General features: G+C 60.3%; 16 protein-coding genes. 8 read left to right on the forward strand and 8 right to left on the reverse strand.

Features of this window, described 5'->3' with window-relative positions; genetic code table 11:
- The first annotated feature begins 12 nt into the window (after positions 1-12).
- Both ACNA0R_RS01335 and ACNA0R_RS01340 read left to right on the forward strand, forming a co-directional pair.
- Positions 13-975 (forward strand): glycosyltransferase family 2 protein, encoded by a 963-nt coding sequence (locus tag ACNA0R_RS01335; RefSeq protein ID WP_415824077.1) that lies wholly within the window; start codon positions 13-15, stop codon positions 973-975.
- Between the two features lie 53 nt (positions 976-1,028).
- A complete protein-coding gene (locus ACNA0R_RS01340; protein WP_415824078.1) occupies positions 1,029-2,711 on the forward strand; it encodes a hypothetical protein in 1,683 nt (560 codons plus the stop codon).
- A 19-nt stretch (positions 2,712-2,730) separates the two neighbouring features.
- On the opposite strand, the gene ACNA0R_RS01345 is transcribed toward ACNA0R_RS01340, so the two are convergent.
- From ACNA0R_RS01345 to ACNA0R_RS01365, 5 genes are read right to left on the reverse strand one after another with little or no spacing between them, the layout of a single operon-like run.
- Positions 2,731-3,495 carry an N-acetyltransferase gene (locus ACNA0R_RS01345; RefSeq protein ID WP_415824079.1) on the reverse strand — a complete coding sequence of 255 codons (765 nt, stop codon included), beginning with the start codon at positions 3,493-3,495 and terminating at the stop codon, positions 2,731-2,733.
- Between the two features lie 47 nt (positions 3,496-3,542).
- The gene (locus ACNA0R_RS01350; protein ID WP_415824080.1) at positions 3,543-4,184 is read right to left on the reverse strand and encodes an NTP transferase domain-containing protein; all 642 of its coding nucleotides are present in this window, start codon (positions 4,182-4,184) and stop codon (positions 3,543-3,545) included.
- On the reverse strand, positions 4,160-4,759 hold the full coding sequence (locus ACNA0R_RS01355; protein ID WP_415824081.1) for an HAD family hydrolase: 600 nt from the start codon (positions 4,757-4,759) through the stop codon (positions 4,160-4,162). Before ACNA0R_RS01355 ends, ACNA0R_RS01350 begins: the two co-directional genes overlap by 25 nt.
- The gene (locus tag ACNA0R_RS01360) at positions 4,756-5,493 is read right to left on the reverse strand and encodes a methyltransferase domain-containing protein (protein ID WP_415824082.1); all 738 of its coding nucleotides are present in this window, start codon (positions 5,491-5,493) and stop codon (positions 4,756-4,758) included. Before ACNA0R_RS01360 ends, ACNA0R_RS01355 begins: the two co-directional genes overlap by 4 nt.
- A 6-nt stretch (positions 5,494-5,499) precedes the next feature.
- Positions 5,500-7,047, reverse strand: a complete 1,548-nt coding sequence (locus ACNA0R_RS01365; protein ID WP_415824083.1) for a CDP-glycerol glycerophosphotransferase family protein — start codon at positions 7,045-7,047, stop codon at positions 5,500-5,502.
- A 289-nt stretch (positions 7,048-7,336) separates the two neighbouring features.
- On the opposite strand from ACNA0R_RS01365, the gene waaC reads away from it, so the two are divergent.
- Together waaC and ACNA0R_RS01375 are read left to right on the forward strand one after the other, a co-directional pair.
- On the forward strand, positions 7,337-8,272 hold the full coding sequence (gene waaC / locus ACNA0R_RS01370) for a lipopolysaccharide heptosyltransferase I (protein ID WP_415824454.1): 936 nt from the start codon (positions 7,337-7,339) through the stop codon (positions 8,270-8,272).
- A 39-nt stretch (positions 8,273-8,311) separates the two neighbouring features.
- Positions 8,312-9,622: a 3-deoxy-D-manno-octulosonic acid transferase gene (locus ACNA0R_RS01375; protein ID WP_415824084.1), complete on the forward strand. Its 1,311-nt coding sequence runs from the start codon at positions 8,312-8,314 to the stop codon at positions 9,620-9,622.
- An 85-nt stretch (positions 9,623-9,707) separates the two neighbouring features.
- On the opposite strand, the gene ACNA0R_RS01380 is transcribed toward ACNA0R_RS01375, so the two are convergent.
- Genes ACNA0R_RS01380 through ACNA0R_RS01390 form a run of 3 tightly spaced genes read right to left on the reverse strand, consistent with a single transcriptional unit; the run spans position 9,708 to position 11,586 of the window.
- The gene (locus ACNA0R_RS01380) at positions 9,708-9,866 is read right to left on the reverse strand and encodes a hypothetical protein (RefSeq protein WP_415824085.1); all 159 of its coding nucleotides are present in this window, start codon (positions 9,864-9,866) and stop codon (positions 9,708-9,710) included.
- A complete protein-coding gene (locus ACNA0R_RS01385) occupies positions 9,866-10,732 on the reverse strand; it encodes a type III pantothenate kinase (RefSeq protein WP_415824086.1) in 867 nt (288 codons plus the stop codon). Before ACNA0R_RS01385 ends, ACNA0R_RS01380 begins: the two co-directional genes overlap by 1 nt.
- Positions 10,729-11,586 carry a biotin--[acetyl-CoA-carboxylase] ligase gene (locus ACNA0R_RS01390; RefSeq protein WP_415824088.1) on the reverse strand — a complete coding sequence of 286 codons (858 nt, stop codon included), beginning with the start codon at positions 11,584-11,586 and terminating at the stop codon, positions 10,729-10,731. Before ACNA0R_RS01390 ends, ACNA0R_RS01385 begins: the two co-directional genes overlap by 4 nt.
- Positions 11,587-11,787: 201 nt before the next feature.
- On the opposite strand from ACNA0R_RS01390, the gene ACNA0R_RS01395 reads away from it, so the two are divergent.
- From ACNA0R_RS01395 to ACNA0R_RS01410, 4 genes are read left to right on the forward strand one after another with little or no spacing between them, the layout of a single operon-like run.
- Entirely contained in the window at positions 11,788-12,924 is a 1,137-nt protein-coding gene (locus ACNA0R_RS01395; protein WP_415824089.1) for an MlaE family ABC transporter permease, read from the forward strand.
- Positions 12,921-13,766 carry an ABC transporter ATP-binding protein gene (locus ACNA0R_RS01400; RefSeq protein ID WP_415824090.1) on the forward strand — a complete coding sequence of 282 codons (846 nt, stop codon included), beginning with the start codon at positions 12,921-12,923 and terminating at the stop codon, positions 13,764-13,766. The genes ACNA0R_RS01395 and ACNA0R_RS01400 overlap by 4 nt, the downstream gene beginning before the upstream one ends.
- Complete coding sequence (locus ACNA0R_RS01405) at positions 13,753-14,709, forward strand: MlaD family protein (RefSeq protein WP_415824091.1); 957 nt, start codon at positions 13,753-13,755, stop codon at positions 14,707-14,709. Before ACNA0R_RS01400 ends, ACNA0R_RS01405 begins: the two co-directional genes overlap by 14 nt.
- Positions 14,706-15,575 (forward strand): ABC-type transport auxiliary lipoprotein family protein, encoded by an 870-nt coding sequence (locus ACNA0R_RS01410; RefSeq protein ID WP_415824092.1) that lies wholly within the window; start codon positions 14,706-14,708, stop codon positions 15,573-15,575. The genes ACNA0R_RS01405 and ACNA0R_RS01410 overlap by 4 nt, the downstream gene beginning before the upstream one ends.
- Positions 15,576-15,584 lie beyond the last annotated feature (9 nt).

Here is a 15,584-nt window from a genome sequence, read left to right on the forward strand (position 1 = left end):
TGCGCGAAAATAATGAAGAAAGAGCTCGTTTCTATCGTCATTCCCGTATTCAATCAAGCAGAGTTTATCGTTGATACAGTGGAAAGTGCCGTCGGGCAAAGCTATGAGAATATCCAGGTCATAGTTATTGACGACGGGTCGACGGATGACAGCGCGGCTCGGGTGAAGGCTAAATTTGGTGACGAGATAGTTTTGATATCTCAGTCGAATAATGGCCCGAGCGCTGCCATTAATGCCGGAATGCGAGCCGCCGAAGGCGAATACATCGCGTTTCTCGGTGGCGATGACATCGCCACGCCGGACCGAGTCCAGCATCAGGTCGAGATCCTTGAGGAAACGCGGCACGACATTATTTTCTCGAAGCCGCACCTTATCGACTCCTTCGGTGAGCGACTTCGTGACGAAGATTTCCCCATCTTCTACGACCCCGGCCAGAAGGAACATTCCATTTTCCAGCGTCTACTGCTACAGGGAAATTTCATCTGTGCGTCTAGCGCCATGATGCGAGGGGCCATCGTCCCTCGAATGGGGTACTTCCATCCTGGGCTGATTCAGCTACAAGACTTTGAATACTGGCTCAGAGCTTGCGCGCGAGGCTACAGTCTGGCCGTATTTGATTATCGTATCGTCGAATACCGCCGCCACTTTTCCAATCTATCGTCCGGGCGCCGCGATTTCGCCATGTTGGCGGAACTTCCGCTTGTGATCCGCAAGACTCTTGATGGCGCGGATCCAGCTGTACTACGAAAGGAGTTCCCACAGGTATTTCGTCCTGCCCTGGACTCGGGAAGCCCGGTATCTCAGTTCGAGAAAAGCGCGCTTCTATTGTCGCATCCAAAAGAAGAGGTAAGGGCGGCAGGCCTGTCTCTGGCCATGCAGTTGTATGAGGATGACATCTTCATGGCAGAGGCGGCTTCGCGGGGATTAAATTTGTTTCGTATGTTGTACAACGCCGGGGAAACGAGGCTCGATTAAGAGGCATATACCCAGGAAAGCTGTGCTTACTGGAAATTTTTCGAAAGCTGACCATGAACACTCGACCAGCGGAAGCTCAAAGGCTTAAATCGCACGATCTCGCTACTTCAGCATGCTTGATGCTGGCGTTTACGTTCGCGTTTAGCCACATGGTATTTCTGCATAACGCGGACTTTCAGCAGGCAACCGCCGCCTGGTTCGATAGCGGCTCGCTATTGCAGGATTATCTTGGAATAGTCGGTCCGCCGATCGATCTGAATCAGACCCACCGCTATCACACTGGTATATACGGGTGGATCTATAACAGCATGGTGGTTTGGGGAATTATTGCGTTAAAAGCCGTATTTGGCGGGAGTGAGCTCGGATTTCCGGTATTCGCGGGCTGGGCCAGATCCGTATCGTTCTTTTTTACGGTAGCAGGCGTGGGCTTACTTTTTGGGACCCTGCGTAAGTACGGTGCCAGTTATGTGGTGGCGCTTGTCGCCACGGTTGTTATCGCAATTTTTCCGTCAACAGTGAAGTTTGCCTACGAGGTGCATCCCGAGCCTGCGGGAGTGTTCTTCGTCATCGTGATGCTATGTGCCTTACATCATTACTGTTTGGAGCCCGTCACACGAGAAAAGTACCTATTGGCCTCCTGGGCAGCGGCGGTCGCCTCAGTCTTGGCCAAACAAAGTTTTATGATCTACCCGCTGGCGCCTTTGATAGCCGTTTTCGCCATTTCCTTGAGTCACCCCAGCGTTAAAGGGCGGAAAGGCCGAACTTTAGTGCGCTTGGCGGCATGGTTTATGTTGGTGGCAGTTGGTCTTGTTCTGATCTTCCACCCGTATGCAGTCCTCGATTTTCCGGGATTTCTGGCCAAGCAAAAAGAAATACACGCCTTCCATGCGACATTGTCGATGCCTGTCAGTGCGTCTTTCAAATCTTGGTTCAATCTGCTTTGGCATTATGACCTGTGGCTACTGATCGCGATCGCTTTTGCTTTAATTCGGCTTTTACATAACCGCTTTCGAGGGGACGGCGAAGCTAGGCTGCTCGACATTTACTGCGTCTTGCTATTGCTCTTCTTTGCACTCATCGTTGACCAGCTGCGATTCTACATACTCCGGGGTTATCTCGTTCCCATCTTACCAGCCGCTGTTGTCATATTAATTGGCGTGCCGGCCGCATGGCGCGGAGCGATTAAGGCGGTCGGAGCGGTAGCCGTCATGCTTGTATTTGTTGCGGCGATCCCACCATATGTCGTCAATACCGCTGGGATATTATCATACGACCTGGCGTTGACAAGTTTCAATAGTATGCGCATTCGCCAGCCGTTGTTGAAATTAGGAGCTAGGCCATGGGTGGTCTTTTATAGTTCCTCACTTTCCGTTCCAGGCCAGCTTTATAAGCAGGCAATCGACAATTTTAAGATCGGCATGGACAAAGACGACATCGCTCGTGCGTTCTGGAATCTGCATCCTGATTTGGTAATCGTCGACAAGGCATGGCGCTACGCGACGCCGGACAGTTTTGATGCCGCCGCGAAGGCTAATGGCCTTGTACTCGTTGCCCAAATGATTGGCGAGGACAATAATCAATGGACATGCGGCCGCCAATTCTCATATAAGCAGTGCATACAACAAGTGATGGAACTGTTTCACCTTGAGCGCTTCGGTATGCCGCAGGCATCGAATTCAGCGATACTGTTTTATGCAAAACCGGAGATGGCTCCGCTGTTTTCGGATTTCAGGTAAGCGGCTGCACATCGGTCATTTAGACTGTAACAGTCACGAGGCCATTGCCGAACTGCTCGATCCACTGCTGTGCGATTTCAGCAGGATAACCACGGCGGAAGTGCGTAGGCCAAGGATAGGCATTTCGTCCCGATCCATCCTTCAGTTTTATTTTTTCTGTCGCACAAAGCAGTTTGGCTGGGCTGCCCCCCACGACGGTATGCGGCTCTACGTCCTTTGCGACGCAACTGTGAGCGGCAATCAATGAATGCGCCCCCACTTTCACCCCGGGCAGAATGACGGCCATCGTGGCTATCGCAGCAAAGTCGCCGATCTCGGCTCCGATGCACAGTTCACTGGGAGGATGAGGATCATTAGTGAAGACGACATACGGAAACACCCAGACAAAGTTCCCGATTTTCGTCTTCTGCCCTATATGGACGTTGCTGTGTGTACGTACATAATCGCCGATCTCGATGTGGCCTTGAAAGTCAGACAGCGTGCCGATTTGTAGATTTTTTCCTGCGTTCGTGAGCTCTCGCACCGTTACACGATGGCCAGTAGTTAAGCGCTCTCCAAAGGTCGATCCTTCATAGAAGATGCTGTGGGAGCGGATCAGCGAACTGGCGCCGATAACGAGAGGTCGACCGCCGGCAAGTGGCGTAGGCACGCCTATTTCGCAGTGGCTTCCGATACTGGTGTCGTCCCCGATCGTGACATTGTCGTGAATAATGGAGAACGCGCCAATGCTTACATTTCTGCCGATGACGGCTTTGGACGATACAATTGCGGTGGAATGGATCATGGCGCTAGGCGGTCTTTCGCTAAGGGGTGGAATGAAGCGCGGTTGCGCTATCTGAACGTCGCATTCGCCATGGCGTACGACTGGTCGGCCGGGGTATCGATTTCGAATGACGTAATGGAATGGCATCGTATGGGCAAATCCCCCGACAATCTCTCGAATACCGCCCCTTCTCCTGTCTCGCAGTAGCCAGGCGGCAACCAGCAAAGGTTGGCCCATTCGGTATCGCTTTGCTCGGTGCGAGAAAAGCGCGTGACGAATCCCTCACGGAGATGGGTATAGACCGCATCAGTCGTCTTGGCATCTGTGACAGCCACCAGCAGGTCGTTTGTCTCACAGGATTTCAGAAATGCCGCGAAACTTGTCGGTTCGAATAAGATGTCCGCGTCCATGAACAGGCAGTTGCGATCAAGGCCCGCTGCTCCCATCGCGTAGCTGGTCAATGTAGTGGTACTGCGGAAGGCCGCATTTCGGACAAATATCAGATCTGATCGAAACTCACGTGCCTTGGCGATTACGGTCTCTGCGTCGAATCCGACGACAATCCGGACATCAGGGACGTCCTGGAGCAGCTCCAGTTGCCTTTCGAGCAAGGTTCGGCCGTCAATCTCCAACAGACATTTCGGGAGGCCTAACCCCAGTCGCGACCCCAGACCTGCCGCCGCGATTACAGCGTGCGTAACAGCCGACACAACGCACCTCCATCAAAAGTCAAATAGTCAGCGATTTCGGCGAGACCATGCGCGGGTTCATGTACTCCGCCAAAGGCAATACCGACATCGGCAACTTCGAACATGGGTATGTCATTGACGCTATCGCCGACCGCCACGACCTTACAGCCACGTGCTTGAAGTTCCCGAATCGGTTTGCTCTTATGCAAGACGTGCTGCGGACGAATGAGCCGGTTTCCATCGGTCAGCGCGCTTGAACAGAACACACTGCATCCAAGGCGGGAGATCAGCGGTTCTATCCACACGTCCAGATTTCCAGTCACAACAGAACATTGCTGCCGGCGGGACATAATGAAGGCGGCTATCTCACCATGCAGCGGGACCTCTGCAACGATGCTCTGGACGTCGGAGATGGGAACCGACTGCAAAATCGCGCATCGTAATCGGAACGATGATTCGAAGTCTATGTGGCCGCTCAACGTCAACTCCGTTAGCAGTCGCATTTCGTTCCGCAGTCCAAGATGGTTTGCGATGGCGGGCAACAGTTCCTGCGTTGTAACTGTGCCATCAAGATCGAATGCGAAATGAGTGCTCATCGTCGGTCAAAAAGGAAAATTTTCTGCACAGTGTCTGCGCGATTATTCAATTCCGCAGGGTACAGGGTGTCGCTTAATCGCAGACGGAAGCCCGCCTTTCCGAGTGTCTCGTTGAAAAGACCCTGGAATTCTTCGTCCGTTCGATATATGGCGCTATAGGTAGATTTCAATTCAGCCGACTCGAACTTATCAAGCGTTAGCCGTCCGTCGACTCCAATAGGCTCGCGTATGTATATGAGCGCCGATGCGTCGCTACATTGCACCGCGCCAACGAGTGTTCGCGACAGATCCTCGTCGTTTAGGTACAACAGCACGCCTGCGATGATGGTGCAAGTGAAGGGCGGCGCTCCCGCCAGCGTCGATGGGCCGACGTCCTGAGCTGGGAGTACCTGAAATGAGAATTCCGGCTGCTTGCATCGTCGCCTGGCAACCTCGATAAGGGATGAGCTGAAGTCAATCCCGTGGTAAGTGGCAACACGATCTGCTAGAGCGTCCGCCCAGCGTCCGATGCCGCATCCAATGTCAAGGACGCGGCTGGCTGAAGTCAGACCGAGCAACGGCAACACACGCTGCTTTTCGTATGCGTCACGCGTTTCGGCCAATCCCGGGTTATTGTCCTGATACAACACTGCGGTCAAGGGATGTTCCTTGTTTACCGACTGGCCGCGCCGCTCGAAAAAGGCCTTAACTGATGAAGGATCGAGGGCCACTTTCTCGCCATAGATTCGAGTCATGGTAATTTATTCCTGTCGTGCATGCTGATTCGGCCGCAAACCCCACTCGCGCAGCACTTCTTTCACAATGTGTTCGACAATTGTAATTCCGGCCTTGCCATCGCAATTGTGCAATACCTGGGAAATCTGGGCGATCCTTTCTTCCCTCATTGGATCTTCGTCGTGAGCGACCATTTCGAGAAAATCCCGCACGTCATCTGGCGATACGGCAGTGTAATAGGCGTGCGTAAAATTTCCGGCTTCGCTGAGTCCCGGACCTTCCGGGTTGTGTAGGTAGAGAATGGGTTTCCCGGTTGGCAGGTACTCAAGCAAAAACGAGCCTGCATCCGCCATCAATGCGTGAGAACGGATGAATAAGTCTGTGTATTCGTTCTCCTCATGCAACATGATAAATGGCGGTTGATGAAATCTCGCTCGTATAGCCGCCTCGGTTTCGCTGGTAGTTATATTGCGAAGACGGCCGAAGAACAAGGGATGCGGCCGGATAATCAGGGACAGCCCGGGCGGCTGCGCTTCGAAAAAGCCAAGTATTGATTCGGACACCCGGTCAAATGTGGACCAGCCACCGTGTTCAACGGAAAAGTGTGGCGTCCACAATATGATTTTCCGACCTTGCTGTTCGGTTATCGAACTTTCACGCCCGCGAGTCGCAGCAATGATTGCATCGATTTTCGGATGGCCCGTAACTACCACGTGGCTGTTCCCCGAAGTGCAGTGCATCGAGAACATGCGGCGGTGAGCTTCCGATCGCGCAAATACTCGCCAAGCATATCTATGTACGTCCAGATCGTATTGCCAACGGAGATTGTCGCTACCGCCGCCGACATCAAGGCCGTAGGGTATATACGCAATGCGTGCCCCTGTGTTCCGCACTTTCCACATGTCCAATGCAGCTGGCCGTGTTGAATCGTAGGGGTTTTGCAAAAACACAATGTCGGGCCGTTGCTCCTGGAGGTCGTAGACCGAGAAGTCGACAAAAGATAATGCTCGATCCGCAAGAAATTTTCGAGCTCCTGTGTCGCCTTGCACGCTGTCATGCGCGAAGGGCAGTAGTACCAGTAAAGGACGGACAAGTGGATTTGAGACGCAAGCATCCCATACCGTTTCCCACGTCGTCCAGGCTTGCGGCATTTGAAAGAAAAAGTGGATCTTTATCAGCCCGATTTCGCCTGAGTCCGCGCGGTATCGATTTGCCTTGTCCGCCCCGCGGATTAAACGCTCGATGTGATCAACAGTTTTTAGCAGGGTCTCTTGAGCATGGGCTGAGCTGGCGCGATACTCCGCCATTGTCTCAATGTGGTCCTTGAATTCGTCGGCTTCACGTCGCCGCGCTTCCGCATCGACCCTTGACGCTTCTAATATCGACGAAAGTAAAGGTTCGTATTTGCTCAGCGTCTCGGAATGTGCGGACGTGGAATTCTCTATGGCATCGACGCGCAGCCTAAGCTGCTCCAGATTGGGGGCAATCTGTTCCACCTGCCTTTTGATCTGCTCGGTGGATGAAAAAAGAGCACGGACGCGGGTTAAGATTCTTCTCATTACCTGATTGTGCATGGCGGCAACGGACCGCGTCGCACTGCAAAAACGACGATTTTAACGAATGGCGCCAGCGGTATGTACGAGCGGGCCTGCACGCCTCGCCAGGCTATGCTGTCTCGTTCGGAAAGACCGGCTGGGACTGGTTGCTATGCCTGTGTGATGCTTCGTAAGGCGTGACCACTCCATCCCCTGGCGAGCTGGCCCCATTTAGACTATAGAATACAGCAGCCCCTCCCTCTCTCGCGGTGCCTTAGCTTTGGAAATCCTTATTGTTCGCACCTCATCGCTAGGCGATCTTGTGCATATGTTGCCCGCCGTATCTGATGTCGCGCGCAATGTTCCCGGCGCATGTATTGATTGGATCGTGGAAGAATCGTTCGCCGAAATCCCGCGATGGCATCCGGCCGTGCGCAATGTAATGACGGTGGCGCATCGCAGGTGGCGAAAATCCTGGTGGTCGTCGGAGGTGCGTAGAGAGAGAGCCGCACTGCGCGATCAATTGCGAGGGAAGCGCTATGACGTCATTCTGGATATGCAGGCATTGTTGAAGTCCGCGTGGCTGGTGCGTCAGGCGATTGGCGTCCGTCATGGGCTGGATTGGAAGTCCGCGCGAGAGCCGCTTGCATCGCTCTTCTACGACGTTCGGCATCGAGTGGAATTTTGGCAGCCTGCCGTGATACGGCAGCGGACACTTGCCGGGTTGACCTTTGGCTATACCCCGTCGGGAAGGCCTGATTTTGGATTGCAGCGGCTTGTACGCCAAGCGACTTCGGCCTTCGATGAAGGAAATAGAGGGGCGGCACATCGTCCTGAATACGCGGTCATCATGCCGAGTGCGAGCCGTCCTGACAAGCTGTGGCCGGAAGACGACTGGCGAGCAGTGCTCGAGCAACTGCGCACCGCTGGTTGTGCATTGCGTCTTTTGGCCGGCAATGACGAAGAAGCGGCGCGGGCTACGGCGCTTGTTCGAGGTATTGACAAAGCCGAGGTCGTTACCCGCATGGATTTGACATCCGTTGCCAAGCTAATAGCGGGGGCGCGTTTGATGGTGGGCTTGGACAGCGGCCTGACGCATTTGTCTGCGGCGTTGGGGCGTCCCACAATTGGTATTTACCGCGCTTCTACACCGGTGCGTACGCCGCTGGTGGGCGATTCCTATACCGCCAGTCTGGGAGACCGAGGCGCGCCGCCTTCGCGCGATGCCGTACTCGCCGCCTTAGTGCAAGCGCTTGCCGCTTGATGGGCGCGGCCCACGCGTCGCTACTGCCTCATTAACGCCATGACGAGATCCGTTTACACCCTCCTGCTTCGCGTATTCTCGCCGCTTGTCTGGCTCTGGATGCGTATGCGGGCCGGCAAGGACAGCCAGCGCTGGCAGATCCTGGCGCCCGCTAGATTCGGTCGCTATGCCGAGCGAGCGGCGGATACGGGTCGCACCGGTCGGATATGGGTGCATGCGGTAAGCCTGGGAGAAGTCCGCGCAGCACATCCCCTGATCAGGGCATTGCTGGATATGGGCTACGCAGTGTTGCTGACTCACACCACGCCTACCGGCTGGGATGAGGCCGCGCGCTCCTATCGCGAACAGGTTGACAGCGGCCGACTGCGGCAGGCTTGGCTGCCTTACGATTTTCCAGGATCTGTGCGAAGGTTTCTTGCCTTCTTCAAACCTCATTGCGGCATCCTGATAGAGCGGGAGGTGTGGCCGAATTTGATACACGAGGCGGGACGCCAGGGAATATCGATGGTGCTTGTCAGCGCGCGTTTCTCCGAAGCATCGCTGCGCCGATCAAGATGGTTCCGCAAGGGTCTGAAGAGAACATATGCAGCGTTGGATCTCGTACTCGCACAGACCCAGTCCGATGCGGATCGCCTGCGCGCGGTCGGCGCCTTCGGTCCACACGTCGTCGGGAATATGAAGTTTGATGTTGCGCTGTCCGTACCCCAATTGGAGCAGGGGCGTCGATGGCGCGCGGCGTATGGCAAGCCCGTTGTGGCGATCGCCAGCACGCGTGAAGGTGAGGACCAGATGTTCGTTTCCGCCATCGAGCTCCAGCGGCAAGCCGCGCCGGGCGATGTGCTGCATATGCTGATCCCGCGGCACCCGCAACGGTTCAGCGCCGCCGCTGCCATCCTGGAAGACCATGGCCTGACGTACATACGGCGTTCCTCTCACATCGACCCGCCTGGGGCAGGCATAACGGTGCTGCTCGGAGATACCCTCGGTGAAATGGCCTTCTATTATGCCGCGGCCGATGTCGCGATCGTCGCCGGAGGCTTCGCGCCCATGGGGGGACAAAACCTGATCGAGGCATGTCGGGCTGGCACGCCGGTCATCGTCGGCCCGCATATGCACAATTTTGCGCAGGCGGTAAGCGATGCCGTGGCGGCCGGCGCGGCGATACAGGTGGACAACGCTCAAGAAGCGCTGCGCCAAGCTTATGAGTTGCTGTGCGACGCCCCCCGTCTTGCAGCAATGCGGGCCGCCGCCCTTGCCTGGACCGCCGCGCACGCTGGAGCAACCAGCCGGATTGTGGAAGCACTCCGCCCCTGGCTCGGTTCCCCGGCAAGGACCGACCACACTCTCTGAAGAGCCGCGTCCCGCCGTGTATGAATAGCGCCGCAGTGGACGAGGAGAGGGGTGCCTTGCCCATGCATATGGTGAAGCGGTGGTGTCAGGGCGCCTTCCCCACCACCACCTTATCCGCATTCAACTGCTGCTGCATCTTCATCGGCTCCCGCCCTTCATCATCCGGCTGCGCGCCCAGCCACCCCTGGCCGATGCCATAGACGACGAGATTGGCGAGCACGATCAGGATAAAGAGTATGCGCATTAGGAAAGCCCCAGATTCTCGGCGGCGGCGATGCGCGCCAGGCCATACAGTACGGGATTTTCGATCACGGTGATGGCGGTCTGCAAGCCTCCCATGCTGGCTGCCGCTTCTTCCAGCAAACGCCGGGTTTCCGTTTCCACTTCCGGCCAGCCGCCGCCAGCGGCGTAGATCCGCGGGGGAGCGCCATAAAGCCGAATCCCGGCCAGCCATTGCCTAAGTACCGCCCCCGCCTGCGCCGCCGCGACGCCGGAGGAGATCGCCTGCTGCGTGTCGGTCGGATAGGCCGTCGCGTCGCCCTGGACCAGCGGCAGGTTGGCGGTGCCCGTGGAAAGGGAGCTTCGCATCAGCGCCGGACCGGGCAGGATCAGGCCGCCTTCGAAGACACCGTCGGCGCTGACGGTATCTATCGTGGTGGCCGTGCCGAAGCTGGCCAGCAGGAAAGGGGCGGGCGTTCCAGATGGAGCGCCTTCCAGCCTGGCCATCACGCCCAGCATGGACGCCCAACGATCCGCTCCAAGCTGTTCCGGCTTGGCATAGCGGGACGTCAGCCCATGTGCCCGCGCTTGCGGGATCACCCAGCGCAGCGGACAGCCCACCCGCGTCAAGGCCGCCTGGATGCCGGCGGCCCGGGCGGGGCCGGCGACGTTGGTGCCCAGCGCGGCGACCGGCGTGGCCGGCAAGGCCGCCAGCCAATCGTTGAATCCCTGGACGTCATTGGTGTCGATTGCGTGGGCGCATATGTCGCCGGCCATCGCGGGCGCGGTGGTGCTCGCGGTTCGCGCACCAGCCGAGCCGGCCGCGCCTACCGCGATCACCGCGACCTTCAGCCGCGTATTACCCGAATCGATCAACAGGATGTTCTTCATGCCGGCCGCACCGAAATCTCGCCGACGGAAACCGGCAATTCCCCTTCCCAGGTGCGCACGCGCAACCTTCCTTGCGCGTCCACGCCGCAGCCCAGGCCCTTATGCAGCACATTCCCCCGGTCCAGCACCTGAATCTCCCGCCCTTCCAGCGCGTCCAGGCGCCGGAAGCGGCCGACGAAAGCCGCGAACCCTTCGCTTTCGACCTGCGCCAGCGCCGCGCGCCAGGCCAGGGCGACTTCAGCGACCACGTCGCTGAGCGCCGCGCCGCATTCGCTTGCCGTCCAATCCGCGACCTCGCGCTCCAGCGCCAGCGATAGCGCTACGCCGTCCAGCAGGTTCATGCCCATGCCGATCACCACTGTATGCCCGGGCGCGGACGACGGTCCACCCGGATTGCGCGCGGTTTCGACCAGCACGCCCGCCAGTTTGCCGTCGCCCCACTGCACGTCGTTGGGCCATTTGACGCACAGCCGTTCGCCGGCGCTTCCCGCAAGCAGGCGCAGGGCTTCGCAGGTGGCCAGTCCTGCCAGCGGCGATAGCACCGGCAGACTGGCCGGCGCGAGCGCCGTGTCGAAGGCGCACGAGAACATCAAGGCCGCGCCTGGACGGTTCTGCCAGGCGCGGCCGGCGCGGCCGCGGCCGGTCTCTTGCAGGTGCGCCCCCAGCAGCCAAGGCTTCGGCGCCGCGTGGACCGCTTCCCGCTCGCGGGCGCGCGCCAGCAAGTCCGCATTCGTGGACCCCGTCCGCGCCGTCCAGTCCACCCGTCCAAAGGGGGCGGCCGTGCCGTTCGCCAGCCGCGCGCGCAGCGTGACGGCCATGTGGTCCGGCGAGGGGAGCTCGGGTGGTTGCGGCATGGGGAACGGCGGTTGCTGAAGCAGGGATGGTAGGGGGCGGGCGAACGCCGGGAGGGACAGCAGGATTTTATAGTCAGTGCTGCCTTATTCCCCTTGATCCGCGGTAACCCGCGCTGGACGCCGCCTGTCACCCACTCCGCGTATCATTACCCCTGTTCGCGCCCACGAGGGCCGGCGCCAGACCGGCCCCATTCATCGTCCATGGTCCAGACCGCCCTGACTTCGTCGTCCGCCGCCGCGCCGCCTTTCCGGCTGGCCGGCGGCGTTTGCTATGTGAGCGGCGATTGGAGCGTCCATGCCCTGGCGCGGCGTGGCGAGGTGCAGGCGCGCTGCCGCGCGCTGGAAGCGGCGGACAAGGACGTGCGCTGGGACCTGACCGGCATCGCCCGGCTGGATACCGTTGGCGCCAACCTGATCTGGCATGCCTGGGGCGACAAGCTGCCCGAGCGCGTGCGCCTGTCGGGCAGCATGAAAGAAGTGTTCGATGCCCTGGCCGCCCATCCGCACGAAACCGTGGCGCCGCCGCCGCCACCGGAGGACCGCCTGGGTCCCGTGGTCAAGCTGGGCGAGGCGATCCTGGTCGGCGCGCGCCACGGCTATGCCATGGTCATCATGCTGGGCCAGCTGATACTCGACCTGGGCACCCTGATCCGCAATCCGGCGCGCGGACCGTGGCGGGAGATATCCGCGCAGATCTACCGCGCCGGCGCGCAGGCGCTCGGCATTACGGCGCTGGTGGGCTTCCTGATCGGCGTGGTCATCTCCTACCTGTCGTCGCAGCAATTGCAGAACTACGGCGCCGATCGCTTTATCGTGCGCCTGCTGGGCACGTCCATCGTGCGCGAGCTGGGGCCGGTGCTGGCGGCCATCCTGGTGGCGGGGCGTTCGGGCTCCGCCTTCACGGCGCAGATCGGCGTGATGCGCGTCACGCAGGAACTCGACGCCATGGCGGTGATGGGCATCTCGTATAGCCAGCGCCTGATCCTGCCGCGCGTGGTGGCGCTGGCGATATCGATGCCGCTGCTGGTGGTATGGACGGACGCCCTGGCCTTGCTGGGCGGCATGCTGGCGGCGCGCGCGCAGCTGGGCGTGCCGCTGTCCTGGTTCCTGAATTCCTTGCCCGACGCGGTGACCTTGTCGAACTACGGCATCGGCCTGGTCAAGGGCGCGACCTTCGGCGTGGTGATCGCGCTGGTGGCCTGCTATTTCGGCCTCAACATCGAACCCAATACGGAAAGCCTGGGACGCCGCACGACGACGTCCGTGGTGACTTCGATCACCGGTGTGATCCTGGTCGACGCCTTGTATGCCGTCATGCTGAGCGGGGTGCCTTTATGAAGGACGATATCAGTCAACAGCGGCATTTGTTCACCGACAACGCGCTGACGGTCGAGCCCATCATTACGGTAGTGGGGCTGAAGACCGCTTTCGGCGATCACGTCGTGCACGAGAACCTGGACCTGACGGTATATCCCGGCGAGATCCTTTCGTTGGTGGGGGGATCGGGCTCGGGCAAGACGACGCTGCTGCGGCAGATCATGGGCCTGGACAAGCCGGCGGCCGGCCATGTGACGGTGCTGGGCATGCCGGTGTCGGAAATGAGTTCGTTCGAATGCGGGCAACTGGCGCGCCGCTGGGGCGTGCTGTTCCAGGCCGGCGCGCTGTTTTCCGCCTTGTCGGTGTTCGACAATGTCGCCTTGCCGCTGCGCGAGTTGCGCACCATACCGGAAGGCCTGGTCCAGGACGTGGTGATGTGCCGCCTGGAAATGGTCGGCCTGTCGCCGGACGATGCGCACAAGCGGCCCGCCGATCTGTCGGGCGGCATGATCAAGCGCGTGGCCCTGGCGCGCGCGCTCTCGCTGGATCCGCAGCTGCTGTTCCTGGACGAGCCGACGGCGGGGCTGGACCCGCAGCGCTCGGATGAATTCGTCGACCTGGTGCGGAATCTGCATCGGCAGCTGCATTTCACCGTGGTGATGGTCACGCACGACCTGGACACGCTGCTGGCGCTGTCGTCGCGCGTGGCGGTGCTGGCCGACAAGCACGTCATCGCCTGCGATACCGTGCCGGAGATCCTGAAAGTGGATCATCCCTTTATCCACGCTTTCTTCCTGGGCGAGCGCGGCCGGCGCGCGCTCGGCGATCTGGCTCCAAAGGAGTTGATGTATGGAAAGCCGTAGCCACGCGCTGCTGGCGGGTGCATTCACGTTGGTGCTGTTGGTGGCCGTGCTGTTGATCGCCTTGGTGATCAACCGCGATCGCACCACCTTGACCGAATACGAGATCGTTTCCAATACGGCGGTAAGCGGGTTGTCGCAGCAGTCGCCGGTGCGCTACCAGGGCGTGCCGGTGGGCAAGGTGCAGTCGCTGAGCTTCGATCCCAATGTGCCCGGTCGCGTGCGCATACGCATAGGCGTGGCGCCCGCTACGCCGGTGACGTCGGCGACCTGGGCGGAGCTGGGCGTGCAAGGGGTGACAGGCCTGGCGAACATCGATCTGCGCGACGATGGCAGTTCTCATGTACGGTTGACGCGCCAGGGCGATGCGCTGCCGGTGATCCCCTTGCGGCCGGGCTTGTTCGAGCGGCTGTCGCAAGGCGGCGGCAATATCGTGGGCAATCTTGATCGGATTTCGGGGCAGTTGGCGGTGCTATTGAGCGACCAGAACGTGCAGGCCTTGCAGTCGGCCTTGCAGGACGCCGCGACGGTGTCGGCATCGTTGAAGGACGCGAGCACGCAGTTGCGGCCCATGATGGCCAAAATCGGGCCCTTGGTGGATAGCCTGAACGAAACCGCGCGCCAGGCGCAGGGCACGGCCCGCGATATTTCGGCGCTGGCGCAGCAGGCGCGGGTGGCGGTGGCGCGGCTGGATGCGCCGGACGGGCCGCTGGCGGTGGCCACGCGCAGCTTGCGCGAGATCGCCTACGCCGCGTCGCGGCTGTCGAACGAGACGTTGCCGGCCGTCAGCGGCATGGCCAACCAGGTAAGCACCACCGCGCGCAATCTGTCGTCCACCGTGCGCCGCGTCGGTGATACGCCGCAGTCGATCATCTTCGGGGCGCCACCGCCTCGGCCAGGGCCGGGCGAAGCCGGCTTCGAAGGATTCGGGAGAGCACGGCAATGAGCAAGCGCATGGCTGGATATGCGATACGGGGCGTGGCCTGGCCGTTGCCTCTGATGCTGGCGCTGTCGGTGGTCCTGGGGGGATGCAGCCTGGGCCGCGGCGCGGCGCCGGCGCAGCTGTTCGATCTGGGGCCGTCGACCGCGACGTCCGGGACGTGGCCATCTCCGGCAACTTCGGGGACATCGGCGGCGTCGCCGGCGTCCGCGATGTCCGGAGCGTCGGCGGCGTCGGAAGCGTCCACGCGGCACGCTGGCGCCGCGCGCCGCGAGCCGGTGGCGGTGAGTTTTTCGGCCGCGCAGATGCTGACCGATACCGGCGTCATCTGGCGCGTCGGCGACAGCGCCAGCCCGCACTCGTACGCGACCTACCGCTGGGCCGCGCCGCCGTCGCAACTGGTGCAGCAGCGGGTCATCGATCGGCTGTCCGCCGCCGGCCCGGTGGTGCAGGATGGCGTCGATCCGCGCGCGCCGCTGCTGCAGGTCACGCTGACCCGTTTCGAGCAGGTCTATGCGGAGGACGGCGCTTCCAGTTCCGGTCAGGTGGCCTTGCAGGCGGTGCTGGTGCGCGACCGCCGGGTCGTGGATGCCGTGCGGCTCGCGCGCGGGGCGCCGGCGCCGACGCAGGATGCGCAGGGCGGCGTGCTGGCGCTGCGCGCGGCCACCGACGCCGCGGCGAGCGACCTGGCCGCATGGCTGGAACGCAGCCTCCTGGCCGCGTCGTCGACATCGGCCGAGTCGCCGCTATCAGCGTCTACGGATCCCATGGCGGCCGCCGCGGCGCGGCGGGCCCCCGGCGCCGCCGGCTCGGCATCGGCGCGTTTCGCGGACGCGCCGTCGTCCGGTTTAACATCCCGCTCTTTGCCTTGACGAGTACCC

The organism is Bordetella sputigena, from assembly GCF_965137885.1.
Classification (GTDB): Bacteria; Pseudomonadota; Gammaproteobacteria; order Burkholderiales; family Burkholderiaceae_B; genus Bordetella_C; species Bordetella_C sputigena.